Origin of the sequence: Pseudomonas hydrolytica (assembly GCF_021495345.1) — a bacterium.
GTDB classification, from domain to species: domain Bacteria; phylum Pseudomonadota; class Gammaproteobacteria; order Pseudomonadales; family Pseudomonadaceae; genus Aquipseudomonas; species Aquipseudomonas hydrolytica.
This window is the reverse complement of record NZ_CP099397.1, coordinates 3,398,901-3,422,200: the sequence shown is the minus strand read 5'-3', so window position 1 is coordinate 3,422,200 and position 23,300 is coordinate 3,398,901. Positions and strand designations below refer to the sequence as shown.

General features: G+C 65.9%; 19 protein-coding genes and 2 tRNA genes. 6 read left to right on the top strand and 15 right to left on the bottom strand.

Annotated elements, in window-relative coordinates:
• Positions 1-6 precede the first annotated feature (6 nt).
• The 5 genes from L1F06_RS15905 to L1F06_RS15885 form a co-directional block, all read right to left on the bottom strand.
• Positions 7-780 (bottom strand): SDR family oxidoreductase, encoded by a 774-nt coding sequence (locus tag L1F06_RS15905; RefSeq protein ID WP_129482062.1) that lies wholly within the window; start codon positions 778-780, stop codon positions 7-9.
• Positions 781-962: 182 nt separating this feature from the next.
• Positions 963-1,667 carry a tRNA (N6-threonylcarbamoyladenosine(37)-N6)-methyltransferase TrmO gene (gene tsaA, locus L1F06_RS15900; protein WP_003245049.1) on the bottom strand — a complete coding sequence of 235 codons (705 nt, stop codon included), beginning with the start codon at positions 1,665-1,667 and terminating at the stop codon, positions 963-965.
• A 9-nt stretch (positions 1,668-1,676) separates the two neighbouring features.
• Positions 1,677-1,883, bottom strand: a complete 207-nt coding sequence (locus L1F06_RS15895; protein ID WP_003245046.1) for a hypothetical protein — start codon at positions 1,881-1,883, stop codon at positions 1,677-1,679.
• 43 nt (positions 1,884-1,926) lie between these two features.
• Positions 1,927-2,637: an rRNA pseudouridine synthase gene (locus tag L1F06_RS15890; RefSeq protein ID WP_096826157.1), complete on the bottom strand. Its 711-nt coding sequence runs from the start codon at positions 2,635-2,637 to the stop codon at positions 1,927-1,929.
• Positions 2,638-2,697: 60 nt separating this feature from the next.
• The gene (locus L1F06_RS15885; RefSeq protein ID WP_129482063.1) at positions 2,698-3,123 is read right to left on the bottom strand and encodes a VOC family protein; all 426 of its coding nucleotides are present in this window, start codon (positions 3,121-3,123) and stop codon (positions 2,698-2,700) included.
• 173 nt (positions 3,124-3,296) lie between these two features.
• On the opposite strand from L1F06_RS15885, the gene wecB reads away from it, so the two are divergent.
• Genes wecB through L1F06_RS15865 form a run of 4 tightly spaced genes read left to right on the top strand, consistent with a single transcriptional unit; the run spans position 3,297 to position 10,601 of the window.
• Positions 3,297-4,448 carry a non-hydrolyzing UDP-N-acetylglucosamine 2-epimerase gene (gene wecB, locus L1F06_RS15880; protein WP_129482064.1) on the top strand — a complete coding sequence of 384 codons (1,152 nt, stop codon included), beginning with the start codon at positions 3,297-3,299 and terminating at the stop codon, positions 4,446-4,448.
• Positions 4,445-6,619 (top strand): cyclic di-3',5'-guanylate-activated glycosyltransferase NfrB, encoded by a 2,175-nt coding sequence (gene nfrB, locus L1F06_RS15875; protein WP_129482065.1) that lies wholly within the window; start codon positions 4,445-4,447, stop codon positions 6,617-6,619. The genes wecB and nfrB overlap by 4 nt, the downstream gene beginning before the upstream one ends.
• Positions 6,616-9,765 carry an NfrA family protein gene (locus L1F06_RS15870; RefSeq protein WP_129482066.1) on the top strand — a complete coding sequence of 1,050 codons (3,150 nt, stop codon included), beginning with the start codon at positions 6,616-6,618 and terminating at the stop codon, positions 9,763-9,765. Before nfrB ends, L1F06_RS15870 begins: the two co-directional genes overlap by 4 nt.
• A complete protein-coding gene (locus tag L1F06_RS15865) occupies positions 9,765-10,601 on the top strand; it encodes a DUF4434 family protein (protein ID WP_129482067.1) in 837 nt (278 codons plus the stop codon). Before L1F06_RS15870 ends, L1F06_RS15865 begins: the two co-directional genes overlap by 1 nt.
• Positions 10,602-10,654: 53 nt before the next feature.
• Here L1F06_RS15865 and rimO read toward each other — a convergent pair whose 3' ends face one another.
• From rimO to L1F06_RS15845, 4 genes are all read right to left on the bottom strand, one after another.
• Positions 10,655-11,977 (bottom strand): 30S ribosomal protein S12 methylthiotransferase RimO, encoded by a 1,323-nt coding sequence (gene rimO / locus L1F06_RS15860; RefSeq protein ID WP_012018228.1) that lies wholly within the window; start codon positions 11,975-11,977, stop codon positions 10,655-10,657.
• 96 nt (positions 11,978-12,073) lie between these two features.
• A complete protein-coding gene (locus L1F06_RS15855; RefSeq protein WP_129482068.1) occupies positions 12,074-12,622 on the bottom strand; it encodes a cytochrome b in 549 nt (182 codons plus the stop codon).
• Between the two features lie 136 nt (positions 12,623-12,758).
• Positions 12,759-12,835 (bottom strand) — tRNA-Met (locus tag L1F06_RS15850).
• 115 nt (positions 12,836-12,950) lie between these two features.
• Positions 12,951-13,027, bottom strand: a tRNA-Met gene (locus tag L1F06_RS15845).
• Positions 13,028-13,299: 272 nt separating this feature from the next.
• Between L1F06_RS15845 and L1F06_RS15840 the strand changes: the two genes are divergently transcribed.
• Positions 13,300-15,264 carry an alkyl/aryl-sulfatase gene (locus L1F06_RS15840; protein ID WP_129482069.1) on the top strand — a complete coding sequence of 655 codons (1,965 nt, stop codon included), beginning with the start codon at positions 13,300-13,302 and terminating at the stop codon, positions 15,262-15,264.
• Between the two features lie 116 nt (positions 15,265-15,380).
• Here the strand turns inward: L1F06_RS15840 and L1F06_RS15835 are convergent, their stop codons facing one another.
• From L1F06_RS15835 to L1F06_RS15815, 5 genes are all read right to left on the bottom strand, one after another.
• A complete protein-coding gene (locus L1F06_RS15835) occupies positions 15,381-16,769 on the bottom strand; it encodes a DUF1254 domain-containing protein (protein WP_129482070.1) in 1,389 nt (462 codons plus the stop codon).
• 114 nt (positions 16,770-16,883) lie between these two features.
• Complete coding sequence (locus L1F06_RS15830; protein WP_012018231.1) at positions 16,884-17,195, bottom strand: DUF202 domain-containing protein; 312 nt, start codon at positions 17,193-17,195, stop codon at positions 16,884-16,886.
• Complete coding sequence (locus tag L1F06_RS15825; protein ID WP_003247000.1) at positions 17,188-17,580, bottom strand: YidH family protein; 393 nt, start codon at positions 17,578-17,580, stop codon at positions 17,188-17,190. Before L1F06_RS15825 ends, L1F06_RS15830 begins: the two co-directional genes overlap by 8 nt.
• A gap of 20 nt (positions 17,581-17,600) precedes the next feature.
• Positions 17,601-18,968 (bottom strand): DUF1329 domain-containing protein, encoded by a 1,368-nt coding sequence (locus L1F06_RS15820; protein WP_129482071.1) that lies wholly within the window; start codon positions 18,966-18,968, stop codon positions 17,601-17,603.
• A 12-nt stretch (positions 18,969-18,980) separates the two neighbouring features.
• A complete protein-coding gene (locus L1F06_RS15815; protein ID WP_129482072.1) occupies positions 18,981-20,762 on the bottom strand; it encodes a DUF1302 domain-containing protein in 1,782 nt (593 codons plus the stop codon).
• Positions 20,763-21,019: 257 nt separating this feature from the next.
• On the opposite strand from L1F06_RS15815, the gene L1F06_RS15810 reads away from it, so the two are divergent.
• Positions 21,020-21,988, top strand: a complete 969-nt coding sequence (locus L1F06_RS15810) for a LysR family transcriptional regulator (protein ID WP_003247003.1) — start codon at positions 21,020-21,022, stop codon at positions 21,986-21,988.
• Here the strand turns inward: L1F06_RS15810 and L1F06_RS15805 are convergent.
• Positions 21,952-23,253, bottom strand: coding sequence for an MFS transporter (locus L1F06_RS15805; RefSeq protein WP_129482073.1), 1,302 nt, complete (start codon positions 23,251-23,253; stop codon positions 21,952-21,954). The genes L1F06_RS15810 and L1F06_RS15805 overlap by 37 nt on opposite strands.
• Between the last annotated feature and the right edge of the window lie 47 nt (positions 23,254-23,300).

The window sequence follows — 23,300 nt, the reverse complement described above, 5'->3', positions numbered from 1 at the left end:
TCTCCCTCAACCCAGGTGAAAGCCGCCGTCGATGGGGATGATGGCGCCGGTCATATAGGCCCCGGCGCTGCCGGCCAGGGTCAGTGCCAGGGCGGCCATCTCGTCCTCGCGGCCCCAGCGTTTCATCGGAATCAGCGCCGTGTCGGCGGCCAGCGCTGCTTCGTCCTCGGCGATGAAGCGCGTCATCTTGCTCGGAAAACGCCCCGGTGCGATCACGTTGACGTTGATGTGCTCGCCCACCAGTTCCTTGGCCAGCATGCGCGACAGCTGGTGCAGCGCCGCCTTGCTCGGCCCGTAGGCGTAGGCCTGCTCGCCCATGGCGCTGATGCCGGCCACCGAGCCGATATTGATCACCCGCGCCGGGCATTCGGCCGAGCCGGCCCTGCGCAGCAGCGGCAGCAATTGCTGGATGCAGCCGAACACCGAGGTGACGTTGAGCTGCATGACCTTCTCCCAGCCCTTGGCCGGGTAGCTTTCCAGCGGCGCGCCCCAGGTGGTGCCGGCGTTGTTGACCAGAATGTCCAGGCGCTCGAGGCGCTCGCCCAGCTCGCGCGCCAGGGCCTGCACGCCTTCCTCGCTGGCCAGGTTGGCGGCGATGCCGGTGCACCGACCCAGGGCCGAGAGTTCGGCGGCGGTCTGCGCGCAGGCTTCGCCATCGCGGGCGCAGACATAGACATGGGCGCCAGCCTCGACGAAAGCCTTGGCGATCATCAGGCCGATGCCGCTGGTACCGCCGGTGACCAGGGCGGTGCGCCCGACAAGGGAAAAGTACGGATGCATGGAGAAGACCTCGGGGTTGGCTGATCAGGCCATCACCCTAGGGCCGAAGACGGGAGCGCGCAGGCATCATTGCCGGCCAGAATGATCAGCCATGTGCCAGACCCTCGTAGGGTGTCGCGGGGGCGCGGCAACGACGCGGGTAGACACCTGCACCGCATTTAGCCGCGAACCTTGCAGAGAACCTAGATGGTCTCTTCCACGCGCTGCAAGTCCAGCACGCGGATGCGCCCAGGCTCGGGGTAGTGCCAGTGCACGTCCAGATCCCAGAAGCGCGCGCCGTAACGCCGTTCGGGTTGCGGCTGCTGGTAAGCCGGGCGCGGGTCCTGCGCCAGGCACTGTTCGATCAGTTCCACCAGGGGCTCGGCCAAACGCAACGCATGCCGGCGTGCCTGTACCAGCGCATCGTCCTGCCAGTCCACGGCGATCAGCGGCGGCGGCGCCTCGGCCATGTCGTTGCGCGCACCTGCCACGGCATCGGCATAAGGTACATAGGGCTTGATATCCAGCACGGGCGTGCCGTCGAGCAGGTCGATGCCGGACAGGTACAGCCGATCCGGCTCGACCCGTTCCAGGCGCACCACCGACTGGCCGATGCCGTTGGGCCGGTGCGTGGCGCGGGTGCTGAACACGCCGACCGACTGATTTCCGCCCAGACGCGGCGGCCGCACCTTCAGGCGCGGCTTGTCTTCCAGCGTTTGGTGAAAGAGAAACAGCAGCCAGACATGGCTGACCTGCTGCAGACCCTGAACTGCGTCGCCCTGATCGAAGGGCGGCAACAACTCCAGCACGCCGCGGGCGGCGGGCGCTAGATGGGGCTGACGGGGGATGGCGAACTTTTCCTTGAAACAGGAGCGGACGATACCGACCGGGGTGACCAGATGCTGCATGGCTTCGGCTTAGCGACTGCGAACCGGTGCGTCGTACGGCACCCGGCAGCCGGCGTCGCGGAACGGGCCGGTAAAGGCGATCCAGCCATCGCCGGGGCTGACCTGGGCGCAGGTCAGATGGCCGTCGACCTTGCTCTGCCAGAGAAAGAAGGGCGCCGGTGCGGCAAGGCCGGGCAGGCTCAGGGCGAGCAGGGCGGTGAAGAGCAGGGTACGCATGATGGTGGTCTCCAGAGCGTGACGGACACAGCCTAACACGGCCTCAGAATCGTTCCTTGTCACCCAGATAGCGCCATTGCCCGACTGGCAGCTTGGCCATGGGCACACCGCCGATACGGATGCGCTTCATGCCCAGCACCTTCAGGCCCAGCGCCGTGCAGATCTGCCGCAGCAGGTCGGGTGCCGGATTCTTCAGGGCAAAGCGCAGGCGCTGTTCGCTCTGCCAGCTGGCCTTGCACGGCGGAAACTGCGTGCCCTTGTGCACAAGGCCTTTCTTCAAGCGTTCCAGGGCGCTGGCCGGCAGCTCTCCGGCGACATCGACCAGATATTCCTGCTCCACCTTGGCACCGTCTTCGCGCAGCTTGCGTTGCGCGCGCCAGTCTTGGCTGAGCACCACCAGACCGCTGGCACCGTTCTGCAATGGCAGGCTCTGCTCCTGGCGCAGGAAGTGTCCATGCAGGACACGCCGGGCGTGCGGGTCCTCTTCCCAATGCCGCTCGTGCACCAGCAGATGCTGCAACTGCGCCGCGCTGGTGCCGGTCGGGCAATGCACCAGCAGGGTGACCGGCTCCACCGGCTCGAGGTTGGCGCCTGGCAGCAGTTCGACGCGCTGGTCGCCAACCTTGAACTGCGGTGCCTCGACCACCTGGCCATCGACGCTGATCCAGCCGCCGGTGATGTACAGGTCGGCTTCGCGCCGTGAGCAGCCCAGCAGTTCGATGACGCGTTTGGACAGGCGTGTGGGCTCGCTCATGCTGATGCTCGGCAGAAAAAAAGGGCGGCCATTGTAGCGGGATACGGCGCTGCCGCGGCGTTATCGAGCATCCGCCAGCAGCTGCGGATTGTAGGCAAGCTCCCAGAGGTGGCCGTCAGGGTCCTGGAAATAGTCACCGTAGCCGCCCCAGAAGGCGTCCTGTGGCGGCTTGCGGATATGCGCACCGGCCAGGCGGGCGCGCGCCATCAGCGCGTCCACCGCCTCACGGCTGTCCAGGTTGTGCGCCAGGCAGAAGGCGCCCGCGGCGTTTTCCGGGCAGCGCAGGCCGCTGTCGTGGGCCAGGCTGGTTCTGGGCCAGAGGGCCAGTTTCAGCCCGCCTTGCAGGTCGAAGAAGGCCATCGCGCCATGTTCGAACTCACGTCCGACTATGCCTTCGCTGGGGAGGCCGAGGCCGTCGCGATAGAAGCTCAGGCTGCGCTCGAGGTCGTCGACGGCCAGGGTGATCAGACTGATGCGTGGTTGCATGGCAGGCTCCGTGAATCGTGGGATAGGGGCGAAAACAAGGCTTTTTGCCATCGCCGATTGGCCAGGTCGCTCCCCTGGAGTTGCCTGGACAGACCGGGATAGAGCGACTTTCATTGCTTGAACGAATTCATTCAGAGGTCATCCGTTGGGAAGATCGTAGTTCAGGAGCTGTTATGTCATTGAAGATTCAGATGGTCTTCGGCACCCGCCCGGAGGCCATCAAGATGGCGCCGCTGGCGCGTCTGTTACGCAACTGGCCGGGCGTCGAACTGTTCGTCTGTTCCACCGGTCAGCACCGCGAAATGCTGCGCCAGGTGCTCGAGGCCTTCGAACTGGAGGTCGACGAGGATCTCGATCTGATGACCCAGGGCCAGACCCTGAATGGCCTGTCGCAGCAGCTGCTGCTGCACCTGGACGAAAGTTACGCCCGGGTTCGCCCGGACATGGTGCTGGTGCATGGCGACACCACCACCAGCTTCATCGCCGCCTTGGCGGCCTTCCATCGGCAGATCGCCATCGGCCATGTCGAGGCCGGCCTGCGTACCGGCGATCTGCGTTCACCCTGGCCGGAGGAGGCCAATCGCAGCCTCACCGGCGTGCTCGCCGACCTGCATTTCGCCCCTACCGCCGACGCGCGCGACAATCTGCTGCGCGAGGGGCGTTCGCTTGCGAGCATCGAGGTCACCGGCAACACGGTGATCGACGCGCTGCTGTGGATGCGCGACCACCAGCGCGCCAGCCAGTGGCAACCTGCGGCCGATTCGCCGCTGGCGGCGCTTGATCCCGACAAGCGCCTGGTGCTGATCACCGGCCATCGCCGGGAGAATTTCGGCAAGGGCTTCGAACAGATTTGTCAGGCCTTGGCCGAGCTGGCCGGGCGCTATCCCCAGGTGCAGTTCGTCTATCCGGTGCATCTCAACCCGCAGGTACGCGGCCCGGTACATGCACTGCTCGACGGGCTCAGCAACATCCATCTGGTGGCGCCGCAGGACTACCCGAACTTCGTCTGGCTGATGGACCGCGCCCATCTGATTCTCACCGACTCCGGCGGTGTGCAGGAGGAGGCGCCGGCGCTGGGCAAGCCGGTGCTGGTGCTGCGCGAAGTCACCGAGCGGCCTGCCGTGCTCGAAGGCGGCACGGTGTTGCTGGTGGGTACCGACCCGGTGCGCATCGTCGCGCAGACCGCTCGCCTGCTCGACGATGCCGAGGCCTACCGGGCCATGAACCGCGTGTTCACGCCCTTCGGCGATGGCCACGCCAGCGAGAAGATCGCCCAGCGTCTGACGCGCTGGGCACAAACACGGACGTCGGGAAGCACGCAATGAGTTTGGAACTGGTCGATCTGCTGGCCTACCTGCTGTACGGACTCAAGTACCTCGCCATTCTCCTCGCCGCGCTGATGTTCCTGCTCGGTCTGGATGACCTGTTCATCGACCTGATGTACTGGGGGCGAGCGCTGATCCGTCGCTTTCGCATCTACAGCGGGCACAGCCGCGCCGACGAGAAGCTGCTCTACGGCACTGCGGAAAAGCCCCTGGCGATCATGGTGCCGGCCTGGCACGAGGTCGGTGTGGTCGGCGAGATGGCGCGCCTGGCGGCTTCCACGCTGGACTACGAGAACTATCAGATCTTCGTCGGCACCTACCCCAATGACCCCGAGACCCAGTCTGACGTCGATGCCGTATGCCTGCATTACCCCAACGTGCACAAGGTGGTGTGCGCACGACCGGGGCCGACCAGCAAGGCCGACTGCCTGAACAACGTGATCGACGCCATTTTGCGTTTCGAGGCCGAGGCGCGGGTGGAATTCGCCGGCTTTATCCTGCACGACGCCGAGGACGTGATTTCGCCGCTGGAGCTGCGCCTGTTCAACTACCTGCTGCCGAACAAGGACCTGATCCAGGTGCCGGTCTACCCCTACGCGCCGGAGTGGAGCGGTTTCACCGCCGGGCATTATGTCGACGAGTTCGCCGAGAACCATGGCAAGGACGTGGTGGTGCGCGAGGCACTCACCGGCCAGGTGCCCAGCGCCGGCGTCGGCACCTGCTTCAGTCGGCGTGCCATTGCCGCCCTGCTGGAGGACGGCGATGGCATCGCCTTCGACGTGCAGAGCCTGACCGAGGACTACGACATCGGCTTTCGCCTGAAGGCCAAGGGCATGAAGTGCATCTTCGCCCGCTTTCCGGTCAGTGATCCCAAGCTGGCGCTGGTTTATGAATCCGCGTTCGGCATGAGCAAGCGCTTCTCTCAGGTGATCTGCGTGCGCGAGCACTTTCCCCGCACCTGGTCGCATGCCGTGCGGCAGAAATCACGCTGGATCACCGGCATCGTCTTTCAGGGCACCAGCAACCTCGGCTGGAGCACCCGCAAGACGCTCAATTACTTCCTCTGGCGCGACCGTCGCGGCCTGCTCGCCTACCTGCTGAGCTTTCTGGTCAACCTGCTGTTTCTGGTGCTGCTGTGCATGTGGCTGATCGGGCTGGCCTATCCCGAGGGCTGGCACTTCCCCTCGATCCTCTCCGACAGCCCGCTGCTCAGCACGCTGCTGCTGCTCAACGGCCTGCTGCTGCTCAACCGCCTGTTCCAGCGCGGCTACTTCGTCACCCGTTTCTACGGCATCGGCCAGGGCCTGCTGTCGGCGCCGCGGATGATGTGGAGCAACTTCGTCAACTTCTTCGCCAACGTTCGCGCGCTCAAACAGGTGCTGGAAATGGGCGATTCGCGGCGCGTGGCCTGGGACAAGACCACCCACGAATTCCCCTCGCTCGGGCAAAGCCCGCAAACCCCTCTGGGGCGGCGCCTGGTCGAGCAGGGGGTGATCAGCGAGGCGCAGCTCACCGAAGCCTTGACCAATCCGGTACGTCGTCGCCTGGGCCGGCAGTTGCTGCTCGACGGTCTGCTCGACAGCCGGCAACTGGTGCAGGCCCTGGCCGAGCAGCTGGACGAGCCCTGGGCGCCGCTCAATCCGTTTCGCGTCGACGAGCACCAGATCCGCGCCTTCCCGCGGCGCCTGGCGCTGCGCTACGCCGTTCTGCCGGTGGACGAGGAGGGCGACACCCTGGTGCTGGCCTGCGAGCGTCTGCTCAGTCAGGTCTCGGTCGGTGCCATCAGCCGTCAACTCGGCCGCCCGGTACGCTGGCAACTGGCGCCTCAGGGGCGGGTGACCCTGGGCCTGCGCTACTGGTACGGCGGCCGCCATGACGGCGAGCAGAGCCGCACCCTGCTGGCCACGCTCAAGCGCCATGCCTATGACGAGCAACTGCTGGAGGAGGTGTGCAAGCATCAGGTGTTGTTTGGCGATCTGCTGCAGGTGCGCGGTTTGTTGCCGCCCTCGCTGTTCAATCAGGCGTTGATCGATTTCGATCCGGAAGTTCATTCCCTCGGCCAGCACCTGCTGCAACGCGGGGTGATCAGCGAGGAGGTGTTGCAGCAGGCCCTGCGTGAGCAGGCCGAGGAGCAACACGAGAGCTACCGGCTGGTGGAGGCCCTGACATGAAGCGGCTGTTCGGCTTTCCCCTGCTGGCCTGCCTGGTTGCGTTCCCCGTCGCGGCTGCCGAGCCGCTCAGCGGTTTTCAGCAGTTTCGCAGCTATCCCTTCCTCGATCGTGCCTACCGCGAGGCCGGCCGCAACAACTGGGGCGAAGTGGAGCGTCTGATGCGCCATCTGCTTGAGCGGGTGCCGCGTAGCGAAGAGGCTCGCCGTCTGCTCATGGAGGCGCTGATCAAGCAGCGTCGTTACGCGGAGGCCGAGGCGTTGAGCGCTGACCTCGGCGAGGGCCACGAGGCCCTGCTGGAGCTGCGCCTGGCCTGGATCGAGCAGGACCCGCCGACCGCCACGCAGGTCGAGCAGTGGCTGCTGCACAGCGAAGGCGATCAGCGTGTGCGCCTGTGGCAGGCCTACAGCCTCAGCCTGGCCAAGTTCGGCGGCGCCAAGCGGGCGCTGGACTGGCTCAGTCAGTTGCCGATTCGCGGCGACGGCATGGTTCTGCGCATGGCGCGCGCCAACTGGGCCGAGCGTTTGCGCGACTGGAGCGCGACCGAAGCCCAGCTGGCCGCGCTGGAAGCCGAGGGGCAGCTGGGTGCCGATGACTGGCGACGCCTGGCCAATGCCCGCGTGCAGCTGCTGGACGAAGAGGGCCTGCAGCGCCTGCTGAGGCAGTCGCCATCGCCTGCGGCGGAACGCGAGGTGCGCCTGGCCATGCTCGACCATGCCGTGTCACTGGGGCGCCTGGACATGGCGCGCCGCTGGCTGGCCAGCCTGCCGGCGGCAGACCGCGACAGCGATGCGCAACGTGCGCGGATATGGGAGCTGGCCCGCCAGGGCGGCGATGCACCTCTGGTACGCGAGCTGGGCGACCAGTTGCGCCGTCCCTGTCTGGAAACCGCCGAATGGCTGTCGCGTCACGATCAGGCGGCCGCCCGTCAGCAGCTGCAGACGTGCCGTGGCGAGGACGATCCGCAGACCTGGCTGGTGCTGGCGCAACGTCTGCACGCGACCGATCTGCTCGAGCGCCAACGTCTGCCGGAACCCTGGGATTCGGCGCGTCGCGAACGTCTGCTGGAGCTCTGGCGCGAGCAGGGGCGCAGCGACCTGGCGCTGGCCTGGCTGGCGCGACAGCCGCAGACGCCGGCGCTGCAGCGCCGGCGTGCCGAGTTGCTGCAGGCTTCCGGCCAGACCGAGCAGGCCGAGCGCCTGTGGCTCGACTACTACCGCAGCAGTGGTGACCTGCAGGCCCTGGATCAGGCCAGTTACCTGGCCGTGCAAGGTGGCCGCCGCGATCAGGCGCGGCAATGGCTGGAGCAGGCCTTCGACCGACAGGGCGGGCGCCTGCCGGTGCCACTGTTGCAGCGCCTGGCCGGGCTCTACGCCGAGACCGGTGCGCCGTTCGACGCGGTTCGTGCCCGTGCGCTGCTGCCTCATCTGGATGGCGACAGCCGCGCCTCGCTGCTGGGGCGCATGGCCGAAAGCGGCGACTGCAACTGGTTGCGCGGCGAGATCGGCGAAACCCCGCGCGCTCCGGTGGAGCTGCGCATACTGGGGCGTTGCGCCATGCCGGCGCGCCCAGGCGAGGCCGTCATCTACTATCAGCAGGCGCTGGCTCAGGGCGATCAAGCCAGCCGCCTGCCGCTGGCCTATGCCCTCGAGGCTGCCGGCGATGCGCCTGCCGCCTGGCGTATCTGGCGGGAACAGGCCCCGGAGCGGCTGGACAATATCGCCCGTCTCACCGCGGCGCGCAGCGCCCTGACCGCCGGCGAGCCGCAGGCAGCCGAGCGCTACTGGCAGTCGGCGCAGCCCGCCAGCGCCGACGACTGGGCTCTGGGCGCGGCCATTGCCCAGGCGCGCAGCGACCTGCCGTTGGCCCTGGAGCGCCAGCGTCAGGCGCTGCAGAGCCAGCCCGCGGCCAGCCACTACTACGGCGCTGCGGCCACCGCCCAGCAGGCCGGTGACCTGCCGCAGAGCAGTGCATGGCTGGCCGAGGCCGTGCGCCTCGAGCCGGACCATCCGCGCTACAACGCCGACTACGGCATGCGCCTGGCGGCGTCACCCAGTGCCGAGCAGCGCCGCCGCGCCATTGCGCTGCTGGAGCGTGCCACGCGCGACTTTCCCGAGGACTACCGCATCGGCGAGACACTGGCCTGGCGTTATGACGAGGCCGAGGACAGTGCCGCCGCGCGCCGCGAACTGCGCCGGGTGATCGATCGGGAGCAGAACCCGGTGGCCGGCGCTGACGAGTACGGCAGCCTGGAGGCGCGGCGCTACCGCCAGCGCAGGGCCCATGAAACGCTGTCGCGGCGTGACAGTTTCACCCTGGCCAGTACCTGGTCGCCGGCTGGCGTGGCGACCAACGACATCCTGCGTGATGACGGCAGCCGCTCCGGTGAGGAGCGCCGTGCGGCCTCGAGCAATGTGCAGATGGCCGTCTGGGACCATGCCCTGGGTGAGGAGCCGAGCCGTGCCGGGCGTTCGTTGTCGGTCTACGGTCGGGCGCTGCTGGGCGGCGATGGTCGCCACCGCTACGGCCGCTCGCTGGGCCTGGGGCTGGGCCTGCGTTATCGGCCCATCGGCACGCAGAATCTCAACCTGTATGGCGAGCTGTATGCGCAAAGCGAGCTGGACGACGCCGACTTCGACGGTTTCAGCCTCGGCCAGTGGCTCAACCCCGGCGAGGTTTCCGACGCCCTGAACGATCACGTGCGCAAGGGGCGCGTCAGCACCGATCTGCTGCTGCGCGCCACCGCCTCCTTCCTTGATCAGGGGGACTGGCGCAACGACTGGCGGGTCGACGAGGGGCGCTGGAACGAGCGCTTTCTCTACCTCGATGCCGCCTGGTGGACCCGTGCCGGGGACCACGCCTGGCTGTCGCGCTTTCAGCAGGGGCACGCCTGGAAGTTGCACACCGAGAGCGCCCAGACCCTGATGCCATACGGGCTCATCGAGTTCAGCGCCCAGGACCCGAACAATGACTGGCGCCAGGATCTGCGCACCGGGGTCGGGCTGCGCTGGCAACTCTGGTACGGCGACAGCCGTTACAACGCCTACCCGGCTCGGGTCACCGTGCGTGGTGAATATCAGTGGGGCCTGGCCGGCAACCTTTACGAGCGCGCTGACGGCTGGTTGCTGGGCGTGGAGGTGAATTTCTGATGCGCCAACTGATGATCATGTTCCTGCTGGTGCTGTGCGCCGCCGATCTGCAGGCCGACGAGCGCCTGTTCTTCCAGCCGTTGAACGCCGACAGCCGCCTGGATCAGCGGACCTGGCGGGACATCTGGCGGACCAGCGCCGACGGTGGCGTCAAGGTGCTGATGGTGCAGTGGACCCTGTACGGCGAATCGGATTTCGGCGGGCGCGACGGCTGGTTGGCCAACAGTCTGCGGGCTGCCCACGAGCAGGGGCTGCAGCTGGTGCTGGGGCTGTACATGGACCCGGCCTACTACCAGCGTCAGCAGGAGCTGGATGGTCCCGGCCTGGAGGCCTACTGGCAGTACCAGCTGGGGCTTTCTCTGGCGCAGCAGCGGCTGCTGCGCGAACAGTGGAAACTGCCGGTGGCCGGCTGGTACCTGCCGATGGAACTGGATGACGTGCAGTTTCAGGCCGGCGAGCGTCGCCAGGTATTGCGCCGTCAGTTGAAGGACCTTGCCGGCAAGCTGGATGCCCCTCTGCACCTGAGCGCCTACAGCGCCGCGCGCTTGAGCCCCGAGGTGTATGCGGCCTGGCTGGGCGATCTGCACGGCCTCGGATTGACGCTCTGGTGGCAGGACGGCGAGGGCACCGCCAGCCTGCCGAAGGCGGTGCGCCGTGCCTATGGTCAGGCGCTGCCCTGCAGCATCGGCATCGTCCGCGAGGCGTTTCGCCAGGTCAGTGCTGATGGCGAGCCGTTTCGCGCCGAGCCGACCGAGCCCAAACGCCTGTACCCCGCCTGTCACGCCACGAGCGTGTTCTCCTTGCGCTATCGCCCCTGGGGCGCGCCGTTGCGCTAGTGCAAAAAGCACGAACCCCGCCGGAGCGGGGTTCGCGCACGTGCTGTAGTGGCTTACACCAGCTCGCCCCACATGTCGTATTCATCGGCGTCGACGATGCGCACGCGCACCTTGTCGCCCGGCTTGACGGCGGTGGAGTCGATGAACACGCTGCCGTCGATCTCAGGGGCATCGGCCCAGGAGCGAGCCACCGCACCTTCGCCGTCCACTTCATCGACCAGCACGTCCATTTCCAGGCCGATCTTGGCCTGCAGGCGTGCCGAGCTGATCGCCTGCTGATGCGCCATGAAACGCTCCCAGCGTTCCTGCTTGACGTCATCCGGTACCGGCTCCAGGCCCAGATCGTTGGCCGGCGCGCCTTCAACCGGCGAATACTGGAAGCAGCCGACGCGGTCGAGCTGCGCCTCGGTCAGCCAGTCCAGCAGGTACTGGAAGTCTTCTTCGGTCTCGCCGGGGAAACCGACGATGAAGGTGGAGCGGATGGTCAGCTCCGGGCAGATCTCGCGCCACTTCTTGATGCGTGCCAGGGTCTTGTCTTCGAAGGCCGGACGCTTCATCGACTTGAGCACTTTCGGGCTGGCGTGCTGGAACGGGATATCCAGGTACGGCAGCAGCTTGCCGGCGGCCATCAGCGGGATCACGTCGTCGACGTTGGGGTAGGGGTAGACGTAGTGCAGGCGCACCCACACGCCCATCGACGACAGCGCCTCGCACAGCTCGAGCATGCGCGTCTTCACCGGCTGGCCGTTCCAGAAGTCCAGCTTGTACTTCATGTCGACGCCGTAGGCGCTGGTGTCCTGGCTGATCACCAGCAGCTCTTTGACCCCGGCCTTGACCAGGCGCTCGGCCTCGCTGAGCACATCGCCCACCGGGCGGCTGACCAGCTTGCCGCGCATCGACGGGATGATGCAGAAACTGCAGCTGTGGTTGCAGCCTTCGGAAATCTTCAGGTAGGCGTAGTGACGCGGCGTGAGCTTGATGCCCTGCGGCGGCACCAGGTCGATCAGCGGGTTGTGCTCGGTCTTCGGCGGGACCACTTCATGCACCGCGCTGACCACCTGCTCGTACTGCTGCGGGCCGGTGACGGCCAGTACGCTGGGGTGCACGTCGCGGATGCTGTCCTCGGCCACGCCCATGCAGCCGGTGACGATCACCTTGCCGTTCTCGGCGATGGCCTCGCCGATGGCGTCCAGAGACTCGGCCTTGGCGCTGTCGATGAAGCCGCAGGTATTGACCACCACCACGTCGGCATCCTGGTAGGTCGGTACGATTTCGTAACCTTCCATGCGCAGCTGGGTCAGGATGCGTTCGGAGTCGACGGTGGCCTTGGGGCAACCCAGGGAAACGAAGCCGACTTTCGGTGTGGCGGTGGACATGCGGGCTAACCTCGATGGGCGCCTGTCCGGCGCCTCTGATCAAAAAGTGCGCAATTCTAGCGGCGGTTTGGGCACTTGAACAGAGGCGCCGTCACCTCAATTGCGTCGGGGCAGCATGCGGATCAGGGTGTTATCGCGCACCACATAATGGTGATACAGCCCGGCGAGGGCATGCAGGCCGATCAGCCAGTAACCGGTCGTGCCGGCCAGCTCGTGCAGTTCCTTGATCCGGCCGGCCAGATCCCGGTTCGCATCGATCAGCGCCGGCAGTTCCAGGCCGAAGAAGGGGATGGGTTTGCCGGCGGCGCTGAGAACCAGCCAGCCGGCCAGTGGTGCGCCGATCATCAGGGCGTACAGGGCGGCATGCATCAGCTGCGCCGGTATGGCCTGCCAGGCGGGCAGCGGCGGCTCGATTCGCGGTGTCGGGGCGATCAGGCGCGCCAGCAGGCGCAGCCAGACCAGTGCAAACACCGTCAGGCCGAGCATGAAGTGCCACTGCTTGAGCAGCTCGCGAGTGTCGCTGCCCTTGGGGAAGTTACCCTTGAGTTCGATGCAGGCGTAGACGGCAGCGAGCAGAATCAGCATCAGCCAGTGCAGGCCGACGGACAGGCTGCCATAGCGGGAGGGCGTGTTCTTCCAGTTCATCAGATTTTCCTCGGTCAATCCCCTGCGTGTGCGGCAGGTATGGCGAGCATAGGTCCGTTTGGCTTGAGGAAAACTGAGGGAGATCAATGAGCGGAAACGAAAAAGGCCACTCGATTGAGTGGCCTTTATCTGAAGGTGGTTGCGGGAGCAGGATTTGAACCTACGACCTTCGGGTTATGAGCCCGACGAGCTACCAGACTGCTCCATCCCGCGTCGGCAATTCTACGCTTGCTTAAAGTGTTGTCAATCGATTTATTGCTTTTGATCGAAAACATTAATTTTCGCCCAAGCAAAAAGGCCACTCGATTGAGTGGCCTTTTCGTGAAGCTGGTTGCGGGAGCAGGATTTGAACCTACGACCTTCGGGTTATGAGCCCGACGAGCTACCAGACTGCTCCATCCCGCGTCTGTGGGGCGGCATTCTACCGGCAGAAACCCTGCTGTCAACCGTTTGGGCGAAGAAAATTGTTTTGCGCTCAGATGCTTAGCGTAAAACGCCCGTTGGGTACCGTCGCCGCCGCCGTTGAACCGGACCGGGAAGCCCGCCATCCGTGCGGCCATTGCAAGCTGCTATGGCCGTTATCCCTCTCTGATATTGGCGCCTGCGGGGAGCGAACCCTAGAGTCGGCTGCGAATCACGCAAGCGTCCACTCCAACAAGAACAGCACGAGGCCTTTCATGCCTATTTTCCGCCTTAACGCCTTGGCCATGGCGCTCACCTTTTCCGGCGCGATCCTCGCCGACGCCTCCGCTTCCAAAGCCGCCAGCGAAAGTACCCGCGAAAGCAATCAGGCCTGGTTGCAGCGCCTGCCCTTCGAGGACCGAAGCAGTTTCGAGGATGCCCGGCGCGGCCTGATCGCCCCCTTCACCGGGGTGGTCGAAAATGCCAAGGGGCAGGTGGTCTGGGATCGCCTGGCGTACAACTTCCTCGATGGCAACGGCGCGCCCGCCAGCGTCAACCCCAGCCTGTGGCGCATGGGGCAGCTGAACAACATGGCCGGGCTGTTCGAGGTGCGTGAGCGCATCTACCAGATTCGCGGCATGGACCTGTCCAACATGACGATCATCGAGGGCGACAGCGGCCTGATCCTGATCGACCCCCTGATCAGCACCGAGACCGCCCGTGCCGGGCTCGAGCTCTATTACCAGCACCGCCCGCGCAAGCCGGTGCGAGCGGTGATCTACAGCCATTCGCATGTCGATCACTTCGGCGGTGTACGCGGAGTGATCGACGAAGCCGACGTCAAGGCGGGCAAGGTCAGGGTGATCGCGCCGGAGGGCTTCTACGAGCATGCGGTCAGCGAGAACGTGCTGGCCGGCCCGGCGATGATGCGCCGCGCCCAGTACATGTACGGCGCGCTGCTGCCGCGTGGCGAGCGCGGTCAGGTCGACTCGGGCCTCGGCAAGGGCACGCCGAGCAACGCGACCGTGACCCTGATCGCCCCCACCGAGCTGATCGCTCAACCGCTGGAGACCCACGTGATCGATGGTGTGGAGATCGAATTCCAGCTTACGCCCGGCACCGAGGCGCCCGCGGAAATGAACATGTACCTTCCGCAGTTCAAGACCCTGTGCATGGCCGAGAACGCCACCCATACCCAGCACAACGTGCTGACGCTGCGCGGCGCCCTGGTGCGCGACGCCAAGGTCTGGGCCCACTATCTGGACGAGGCGCTGGTGCGCTATGGCGAGCAGGCCGAGGTGCTGTTCGCCCAGCATCACTGGCCGACCTGGGGCGGCGAGCGGATCCGCGAATACCTGGCCGATCAGCGCGACATGTATGCCTTTCTCGACAGCCAGACGCTGCGCCTGATCAATCAGGGGCTGACTGCCACCGAGATCGCCGCCGAGCTGCGGTCGCTACCGCCGCGCCTGGCCAGCAAGTGGTACAGCCGCGACTACTACGGCTCGCTCAGCCATAACGTACGCGCGGTGTACCAGCGCTACATGGGCTTCTACGACGGCAACCCGGCCAATCTCGACCCGCTGCCGCCGGAAGATGCCGGGCGCCGCTACGTGGCCGCCATGGGCGGCGCCGACGCAGTGCTGAAGACGGCCAACCAGGCCTTCGCCGATGGCGACTACCGCTGGGCGGCGCAGCTGCTCAACCACCTGGTGTTCGCCGAGCCGGACAATGCGGCGGCGCGCGAGCTGCAGGCCGACACGCTGGAGCAGCTCGGCTACCAGAGCGAGAACGCCACCTGGCGCAACGTCTATCTGAGCGGTGCGCACGAGCTGCGCTCGGGCGTGGCCGAGGCCCGGGCGCGCAATGGTGCGCCGGACATGGTGCGGGCGCTGACGCCGAGCATGTTCTTCGATTACCTGGCTGTGCGCATCGACGCGATGAAGGCCGCCGACGAGGACCTGTCGATCAACTGGCGCTTCACCGATCTGGACGAGGACTATGCCCTGACGCTGCGCAACGGTGTGCTGACCCATCGCAAGCAGTCACGCCATGCTCAGGCGGACATCGACCTGAGCATGAGCAAGGAGCTGCTCGACCGTATCGCGCTGAAGGAAACCGGTTTTCTCAAGGAGGCCACCATTGGTGGCATCGAGATCGCGAGCGGCCGCCTGAAGTTGCTCAAGCTGCTCGGCGGCCTCGACGAGGCGAACCCGCAGTTCAACCTCGTGACGCCCTGAGGCCTGCACGAACGCCCCGCTCGGTGCAGGCCGGGCGGGGCGTTCGTTTGTCTGTGCGCTAGTGGAGCGGACGAATGCGTGGGGGCGTCGTGCCTGGCTGGGCCTGCGGACTCCGGTCAGGGCAGCGTGCGGATTGCCGGCGGCAGCCAGCGTCTTTCCAGCACGTCGGCCTGCGGCCAGTACAGGCGCAGGAACAGGTTGAAGCGACCCTCGGGCGCTGGCAGCCAGTTGCTGTGTTGTGCCGGGTCGGTAGGTGCCTGATGCTGGACGAAGATATCCAGCGAGCCGTCCGGGTTGTAGTGCAGGTCGTCGCGGTCACCGAGGGCATAGCGGTCGAGCGGGTTGGCCGAAAGCAGCTGGCGCTCGTCGTACAGGGTCAGCGACCAGAAGGCGCGTACCGGCGGCAATTGTCCGGCGGCGAAGTGCAGCACGTAGCGTCTGTTGCCCGCTAGCGGACGGTCCTCGGTATCGGTATGCAGGTTCGGGTAGATGGCATCTTCCGGGGAGTTGGCACCCAGCCCGATCTTGGCCACCAGCGCGCGCTGCGCGTAGCGGGTGCCGTACTCGCCCAGCTCGTAGCCGATGCGCCAGCCCTGGTAGGTCTTGCGTTCACCCATCAGGCGCTGGCTGTCATTGAGCATGGCGACCACCCGGCGATAGCCCAGTGCGCTGCCGAGACGCTGCAGTGGCGACTGCTGCAGTGCACAGCCCTCGTCGAGCAGGCCGGTGGCCTGAATGCGTGCGAGCATCGGCGCGTCCTCGGCGCGGGCCGGGTTGTCGGCCAGCAGTCGGCAGAAGGCGCCGAAGAAGTCCTCGCGGCTCCAGCCGGCCAGCTGCCGGTCCGGCCCCATGGCGCGGTCCAGCGTGGGTAGTTCGGTCATGGCTGTCGGTAAGGGCGCAACTGGGCGGCCCTGCCAGGCGCTCAGCGGCATGACGCGGAAGCGGTCCTGCAGAGCGTGCACCTCGGCGTAATCGGCTGGGCCGCGGCTCTTGATGCGGCCGATCATCCAGGCCATCTGCGTCGGGATGCGGATCGGCTGCATGCCGGCCGGCACCTCGCCACGCCAGGTCGGCCCCACGACCAGATAGGTTTGCGCGCGGCTGCCGATGGTGCGCGTACCGGGGCTGCTCACCACATTGGTCCAGGCATCCATGATCGGCATCATGTAGTAGTGCCCACTGGTGTCCGGAATGCTCATCACCACCGGCTCCTGGCGCAGATCGAAGTGCACGATGCTGTACAGGGTGTCGACGTTCGGTGATACCACGCTGTTGAAGCGCGCGTCGGGAAAGCGCCGGCTGTGACGCAAGCCGTTGATAGCGGTGGTGCCGAGCAGCTGCTGATGCTGCTTGGTCAGCTCCATCAACACCAGCGGGTAGGCGAACAGGTAGGCCTGGGCCGTTTCCCGCGCCTGCTGCATCACGCGCTGGGTGGCCAGGCCGCTCAGCAGCACGAGCATGACGACGAGGCCCAGGCGCCAACGAGTCTTCTTAGCAAATCTCATGGATGTGCGCTCCGCTTGGGTGAGAGAAATGCCGGGCGCGATAGTCCCGCTCCGAAGGAGTGATCATGGTCGTGGTCTCCATAGGTCCAGGCCAACGAGCCCGGTAGGCTGGGGTCAGTAGGGAATCGTGCGCACCGCCTTGAGCATGGCCAGCACGGCCATCGCCAGCAGCACCAGGCCGGTGCCGAGCACCATGTGCGGATGGGCGCGGCCACACTCGTCGCGCAGCATCGCCAGGCTGCGCTGGTAGCGCCGACCTTGCTGCAGCCAGAGGATGCCGGCGGCGGCGAGGGCGATCAGCACCAGCGATGGAGCCTGGCCGCGCAGAGCCAGGCAGGCGACGAGCAGCAGCGAGACCTGCGTGCGACGCCAGGCCAGCTCGGTACGTTCGGCCTGCAGGCCGGTGTCGATCGATCCGTCAGCCATGCCAGCGCGGCCAGAACAGCCCGACCAGCACCAGCGCAGCCAGGCAGCAGCTCAGCGCCAGCAGGGGCGCCGGCAAGGGCAGCGGCAGGGCGCGGCGATGGCGCAGCGCACGCTCCACCGCGAGCCAGCGCTGGCAGGCGCCGACGCTGACCAGGATGCTCAGGGCCAGCAGGGTGAGGGTGACGATCAGCCGCAGCTGTGGCCCGAGGGCGTCGCCAGCGAAGGTCTCGACGGCAATGCCGCCGCCGAGCAGGGCCAGCGCGGTACGGATCCAGGCCAGGAAGGTACGTTCATTGGCCAGGGTGAAGCGCGGGTCCGGCTCCTCGCCTCCCAGCAGGGACTGGGAGAGCGGCTTGCGTGGTGGATAGGGCTCGGGAGTGCTCATGAAATACCCTTGGTATGGGATCAGCGCAGCCCCTTGCTGCGCAGGGCGCCCGGTGAGTAGTCGGAGATGCTGGCGCGGTAGCTGAAGTCGAACGGCTGGCGCTGTTCGTTGAGCAGCCCCGAGGCCAGGTAACGGCCATTGTTGAGGTCGTAGGTCACCTCCATGGCGAGGGCCGACGCCTGGCCTGCCGGGTGGTAGAAGCTGTGTGCCTCGCCGACACGCCAGAGTTCGCCGCGGTTGTCGTAGTGGTCGGCGGCGAGAATCGCCCAGGTATCCTCGTCGATGAAGTAGTGGCGCTTGCTGTAGATATGACGCATGCCCGGCTTGAGCGTGGCGACCACTTCCCAGACCCGGTGCAGCTCGTAGCGGGTGGCCTCGGGATTGACGTGGCCGGGCAGGATCAGCTCCTTGTAGCTGCGTTCGGGCGAAGCCAGGCGATAGCTGTTGTAGGGCACGTAGAGCGTCTTCTTGCCGACCAGTTGCCAGTCGTAGCGATCAGGGGCGCCGTTGAACATGTCGCGACCATCGGCGGTACGCAGCCCGGCGGTGGTCGGCCCAGCGCTGTCGTAGGCCACGCTCGGCGCACGCCGCACGCGGCGCTGACCGGCGCTGTAGACCCAGGACAGACGCGGTTCGGCCACCTGGTCGAGGGTTTCGTGCACCAGCACCACCTCGCCGACCATGCGCGCAGGGGCGGTGAGCTTGTGGCTGTAGTAATAGAGGACGTTGCGTGCCTGCTCAGGCGTCTGGCCCTGCACCGCCTCACCGCGGGTGAAGTACTGCTGGGTGGTCATGATGGTGTAGGAACCATCCTTCTGCGGCGCCGCACTGTCGCTGATCAGGCTGAAGCTGGGGTTGCGGTTGCGCGTGATGTGGTTCCACAGCACTTCCAGACCGTTCTGCGGAATGGGGAAGGCCACCACGCCGGCGAAGCCCTGTACGCCGTTGCCGTTGTTGCTGAGCCTGGCGTTGACGGCATTGCCTGCAGCGGCCTGGGCCACGGCGTCGGATACCGCCACGCTGCGGTGGGTGGGGTAGACCGGCAGGCGGTAGCTGTCGGGAAAGCGCTTGAGCAGGGCGATCTGACCGGGGCTGAGCTGGTCCTGGTATTGCGTGTAGTTGCTCGCATCGATGGTCAGCAGCGGCTTTTCGTCCGCGAATGGATCGCTTGGTATGCCGTTGCTCTGCAAGGCCGGCTGAGTCTTGAGGCCGCCGTCCCAGGCGGGAATGCGGCCGTCGGCGCTGGCGGCGCGCTCGGCGCCGATGGGGGTCAGGGTGGTTTGCAGTTGCGCGGCCTGTTCGGTGCTCACGGCCGCCTGGGCCGAAGCGGTCAGCAGCAGGGAGCACAGTAGCGCGCCACCGCGCAGCAGGTTCTGGGTATTGTTCATGAGGGACTCCGCTTAGAAATTGACGCCCAGGCTGATCGAGACGAAGTCGCGATCGCCACGGGTGCCGTAGTCACCATCCATGTAGTTGGTGTACGCCAGGCTGGCGTTGTAGGTGTTGTTCAGCGTGGCATCGAGGCCGACGCTGATGGCCCTTGAGCCTTCGCTGAAAGCCGAGCCTTCGCCGGGACCGTTGCCGTCGACATCGTGCTGCCAGGACAGACTGGGACGCAGGTCGATGCCGGCGACGGCGTTGGCATAGCTCCAGGTGGCACGTACCCGGTAACCCCAGGAGAATGGCGTGAGGAAACCTTCGTCGTTGCAGTGCTCGGGTGTCTGCGAGATGGACGCGCAGGCGCCACTGGCGAGGATGCCGTTGCCGAAGGTGCCGTTGCGCCCGTAGCGCGGGCCGAACTTGCCTTCCAGATCGCCGACCCAGGTGCCGCCGAGTTCGCCGACCAGCACCAGTTGATCGGCACCCATCACCTGGCTGAAGGAGTGGGTGGCCGTGACCTGGGCCTGGGTCACCTCCTTGCGCCGGTAGCCATTGAACAGCGTGTTAGGTGCGTTGGGGCGGATGCCCTGTGCCACCAGCGGCGAGCGCGCCGGGGCATTGAGCAGCGACTGGATGATATCGGTGCCGTTGAGCTGGATCGGCATGTTCGGCCGGTAGCTGATCTCGCCCTGCAGCGCCGTCCCGGTGGACAGGTTGGTGGCGAAGGTAAGGCCGTACAGACGGATGTCTTCAGGGTACTGCACCACGTACTGAGAGGTGCCGAGGCGCAGGGCGCCGTTGAGTGTTGGGCCGAACACCGTGCTGTTGTAGTAGGGGCTGCTGATGGTGCCCATGTAGGGCAGGCGGCTGTGGTAGTTGGCGACGAAGGCACCGAACTCCGTATCCAGTTCGGCGGCGAACCAGCGCAGCGACAGGCCCCATTGCCCGCCGTTGCGTGCGTCCTGATCCTTGGCGCGCGGAATGCGGATGCCCTCGTCGGTGAGATTGACCTCGAAGGGGGCCAGCGCTGCAACTGCCGCAGGATTGCCGGTGAGCACCGCGCCGACGTCCAGACCGTCGCAGCCATCGGCCAGGAAGTCGCTGCTGGAAAAGAAGGTGCCGCAGTTGTCGAGCTGGGTCTGTTCCCAGTCCAGCTGGTAGAAGAAGTCGCCGGAAAGCGCTTCGCTGAGGTTCTGCGACAGATAGAACATGTTCACCGGTACCAGGCCTTCCTTGACCTCGGCACCCGGCCGGCGCAATGCCGACAGGTTGTAGGGGTTGACCGTGTTGAGGCCACCCTGGATGAAGGTGCTCTCGCCCCAGTTGACCACCTGCTTGCCCAGACGTGCGGAGCCGGGTTGATCGGCGAGGGCATAGTTGTAGTAGACGAAGGCGTCCAGCAGCTCTGCGCCGGCCGATTTCGCCGAGCGCTTGCGGTTGTTGTCGACCACGTCCTTGAAGGGCTGTTCGCGATCACGCAGCACATAGTCGTACCAGTAGCTGCCGCGCAGGAAGGCGCCGAAGTCGCCATGGCGCAGTTCCAGGTCGTGGGTGCCCTTGAACAGTCCGGAAAAGGCGTCGCCAGCGCCGAAGTTGCGTCGACCGTCGTCGCCGCTGGCGCTGCGCATCAGCTTGGGGGCCGGATTGGACGTGGCGATGCTGGTGCCGATCGACAGTGAGGAATCCAGCTGGCCTTCGAACTCGCCGAACTGGAAGTTCGCCGCCGTTGCCGAGCCGATCAGGCAACTCAGTGGCAATAAAAGATAGGGGGACTTATTTAAAGTCCGCACGTTTAATCTCATCACTCATTATCCTCTTTGTTGTCGAGTGAGAATTTAATGGCGAATGTGCTGATAAGTTGCGAGGCAATAAGCGCGGCATTTCTTAGTTCGGCAGGCATTCAATGATGCGCAAATACTCATGGACTTATGCGCCAACTTCGGATATTTGCACTCCCTGGGTTTCAGTGTTTCGGCGATACTAGGTGCGCCAGAAAAAGCCGACAAATAGTGTCTTCGGATAGTTGCCATAACGCTTCGGCATAGCCAGAGAGAACCGCATGACCCTCAAACAGCTTCGCTACCTCATCGCCATTGCCGAGGCCGGCAGTTTTTCCGCTGCCGCCCGCCGCGCCTATGTCGCCCAGCCCGCCCTGAGCCGGCAGATCAGCCTGCTGGAGAGCGAACTGGAGATGCAGCTGCTGGAGCGTCAGCATGACGGCGTGGCACTGACCGATGCCGGGCGAAGGCTGTATGAGGTGTCACGTTCGGTGGTGCAGAAGCTCGATTCGGTGAAGGACGAACTGGCCTCGACGCGCGGCAATCCCATCGGGCATGTGTCCATCTCGATTCCGGCGACGGTTTCGGCATTGCTGCTGCCGGAGATCATTCGCCGTGCCGAGGACAAGTTTCCTTCCATCAATCTGACCATCTGCGATGGGCTGACGCGCGAGGGTGGCCAGTCCATCGAGCTGGGCAAGGTGGATTTCGGTGTGCTGCCCAACGCCGAGGAGCTCGAGCACGTGATTGCCGAGCCGATCTTTACCGAGGATCTGTACTGGGTCGGGCCGGGTTCGAGCGCCGAGAGTGGTACGCCAATCAGCCTGGCTCAGGCGGCGAGCACCCGCCTGGTGATGGCGCCCAAGGCGCTGCACTTGCGCCGCCGCATCGAGCAGGCGGCGATGGAGGCGGGAGTGACGCTCAATGTGGTATTCGAACAGCAGTCCGCGCCGGGTATCGCCAGCCTGGTGCGGCATGGCCTGGCTGCGACCATCTGCAACTGGCCGCCGCTGGCGGAGCTGTTCGAATCCACGGCGGCGCGGCTGATCGTCGAGCCGCGCATCACCCGCACCGTCTCCATCGCCCATTCCGCGCACCGGCCGTTGTCGTTCGCGGCGTCCTGCATGCGTGATCTGGTGCGCGGGCTGCTGTTGGAAATGGTCAGCGACGGCCGCTGGCGCGGCAGCCTGATCGAGCGCAGCGCAGAGGCGGATCAGGCCCGTGAGCAGGCGGCGGACGCGACTTCCTGAGACCCCAGGCGCTCTCGCGAGCGCTGCGGATTCATGCTCACCAGACCGATCAGGCCGGCGACCACCAGCACACCGCCGCACACCAGAAAGCCCTGGGCATAGCCCAGCGGATGCGCGGCGCCGGCGCCCTGCACCAGCATGCCGGTGATTACCGGCGCTGACAGACCGGCCAGCGAGGCCACCGCATTGCCAATGGCGAGGATGCCGCCGCGCTGGCTGCTGGGGGTGAATTCGCCCAGCATCGCCGGGCCTACCGAGTACATCACCAGGGCCAGGCCGCCGCTCAGCGTCAGGCAGGCGATACGGGTGGCGACCGACAGCTCGGTAAGCATCAGCGAGGCCGACAGCAGGCCGCTGGCAATCAGGCACAGCGAAACGAACGCGCCGCGCGCCACGCGCGACGAGTAGCCGCTGCGCATCAGACGCTGTGACAGCCAGGCCATGAACAGACTGAGCGGGGTGGTCACCACCACGAACATGACGAAGATATGCCCGGTCTTCAGCGGGTCGATACCCAGGCCGATCTCCAGGTAGCTGGGCACCCAGGTCAGGGTGAGCGCCAGCGACCAGTTGGCGGCGAAGTGGCAGATGTAGTTGCCCAGCACGCTGCCGTCGCTGAGCAGTCGGCGATAGGGCAGGCGCTCCGTATCCGGCATCAGCTGGCCGGCGCGCAGGCTGTCGAGGCTGCCTTCACGACCGAAGCGCAGCCACAGCACGCACCACACCGCGCCGATGGCCGCCAGTACCGCGAAGTTGACCCGCCATCCGTAGTTCAGGCTGATCCAGGGAATCATCGCGCCGGCCACCAGCAGGCCCATGGCGCTGCCGGAGTGCAGCAGGGCCACCGGCAGGCTGCGGCGGTCGTTGGGGAACCACTTGTACAGCGCGTGTGTGGCCACCGGCGAGGCGGGACCTTCGCCGATGCCGAGCAGCACCCGGCAGGCGACGATCATCCACAGCGAGCTGGCGAACAGCATGGGCAACTGGATCAGCGACCAGAACAGGCCCATGCCCAGCAGCAGGGTACGGGTTGGCCGACGGTTGGCGAGAAAGCCGCCAATCACCGCCGAAATGGCGAAGAACCAGTGCAGGGCGCCGCCGATCAGGCCGAACTCGGTCGGGCTCAGGCCCAGTTCCTGGGTCATCGGCACGGCTACCAGGCCGATCACCACCTTGTCGAGGAAGTTGACCAGCATCATGAAGGCCAGCAGGAAGGCGATAGTCCAGGCTTTGCGAGGACTGAAGGCAGGGGCTTGCAGTGTCATGGGGAAATTCTCTGATCTTGTTCTTATGAAAAAAAGCCCGCCCCGCG

What these genes read in the sequence shown, in the direction of transcription:
- L1F06_RS15820 (WP_129482071.1), bottom strand. Translation starts at nt 18,968, where the DNA reads ATGAACAATACCCAGAACCTGCTGCGCGGTGGCGCGCTACTGTGCTCC.
- tsaA (WP_003245049.1), bottom strand. Translation starts at nt 1,667, where the DNA reads ATGCAGCATCTGGTCACCCCGGTCGGTATCGTCCGCTCCTGTTTCAAG.
- wecB (WP_129482064.1), top strand. Translation starts at nt 3,297, where the DNA reads ATGTCATTGAAGATTCAGATGGTCTTCGGCACCCGCCCGGAGGCCATC.
- L1F06_RS15905 (WP_129482062.1), bottom strand. Translation starts at nt 780, where the DNA reads ATGCATCCGTACTTTTCCCTTGTCGGGCGCACCGCCCTGGTCACCGGC.
- L1F06_RS15805 (WP_129482073.1), bottom strand. Translation starts at nt 23,253, where the DNA reads ATGACACTGCAAGCCCCTGCCTTCAGTCCTCGCAAAGCCTGGACTATC.
- rimO (WP_012018228.1), bottom strand. Translation starts at nt 11,977, where the DNA reads ATGTCCACCGCCACACCGAAAGTCGGCTTCGTTTCCCTGGGTTGCCCC.
- L1F06_RS15855 (WP_129482068.1), bottom strand. Translation starts at nt 12,622, where the DNA reads ATGAACTGGAAGAACACGCCCTCCCGCTATGGCAGCCTGTCCGTCGGC.
- L1F06_RS15870 (WP_129482066.1), top strand. Translation starts at nt 6,616, where the DNA reads ATGAAGCGGCTGTTCGGCTTTCCCCTGCTGGCCTGCCTGGTTGCGTTC.
- L1F06_RS15890 (WP_096826157.1), bottom strand. Translation starts at nt 2,637, where the DNA reads ATGAGCGAGCCCACACGCCTGTCCAAACGCGTCATCGAACTGCTGGGC.
- L1F06_RS15815 (WP_129482072.1), bottom strand. Translation starts at nt 20,762, where the DNA reads ATGAGATTAAACGTGCGGACTTTAAATAAGTCCCCCTATCTTTTATTG.
- nfrB (WP_129482065.1), top strand. Translation starts at nt 4,445, where the DNA reads ATGAGTTTGGAACTGGTCGATCTGCTGGCCTACCTGCTGTACGGACTC.
- L1F06_RS15840 (WP_129482069.1), top strand. Translation starts at nt 13,300, where the DNA reads ATGCCTATTTTCCGCCTTAACGCCTTGGCCATGGCGCTCACCTTTTCC.
- L1F06_RS15835 (WP_129482070.1), bottom strand. Translation starts at nt 16,769, where the DNA reads ATGAGATTTGCTAAGAAGACTCGTTGGCGCCTGGGCCTCGTCGTCATG.
- L1F06_RS15885 (WP_129482063.1), bottom strand. Translation starts at nt 3,123, where the DNA reads ATGCAACCACGCATCAGTCTGATCACCCTGGCCGTCGACGACCTCGAG.
- L1F06_RS15830 (WP_012018231.1), bottom strand. Translation starts at nt 17,195, where the DNA reads ATGGCTGACGGATCGATCGACACCGGCCTGCAGGCCGAACGTACCGAG.
- L1F06_RS15825 (WP_003247000.1), bottom strand. Translation starts at nt 17,580, where the DNA reads ATGAGCACTCCCGAGCCCTATCCACCACGCAAGCCGCTCTCCCAGTCC.
- L1F06_RS15895 (WP_003245046.1), bottom strand. Translation starts at nt 1,883, where the DNA reads ATGCGTACCCTGCTCTTCACCGCCCTGCTCGCCCTGAGCCTGCCCGGC.
- L1F06_RS15865 (WP_129482067.1), top strand. Translation starts at nt 9,765, where the DNA reads ATGCGCCAACTGATGATCATGTTCCTGCTGGTGCTGTGCGCCGCCGAT.
- L1F06_RS15810 (WP_003247003.1), top strand. Translation starts at nt 21,020, where the DNA reads ATGACCCTCAAACAGCTTCGCTACCTCATCGCCATTGCCGAGGCCGGC.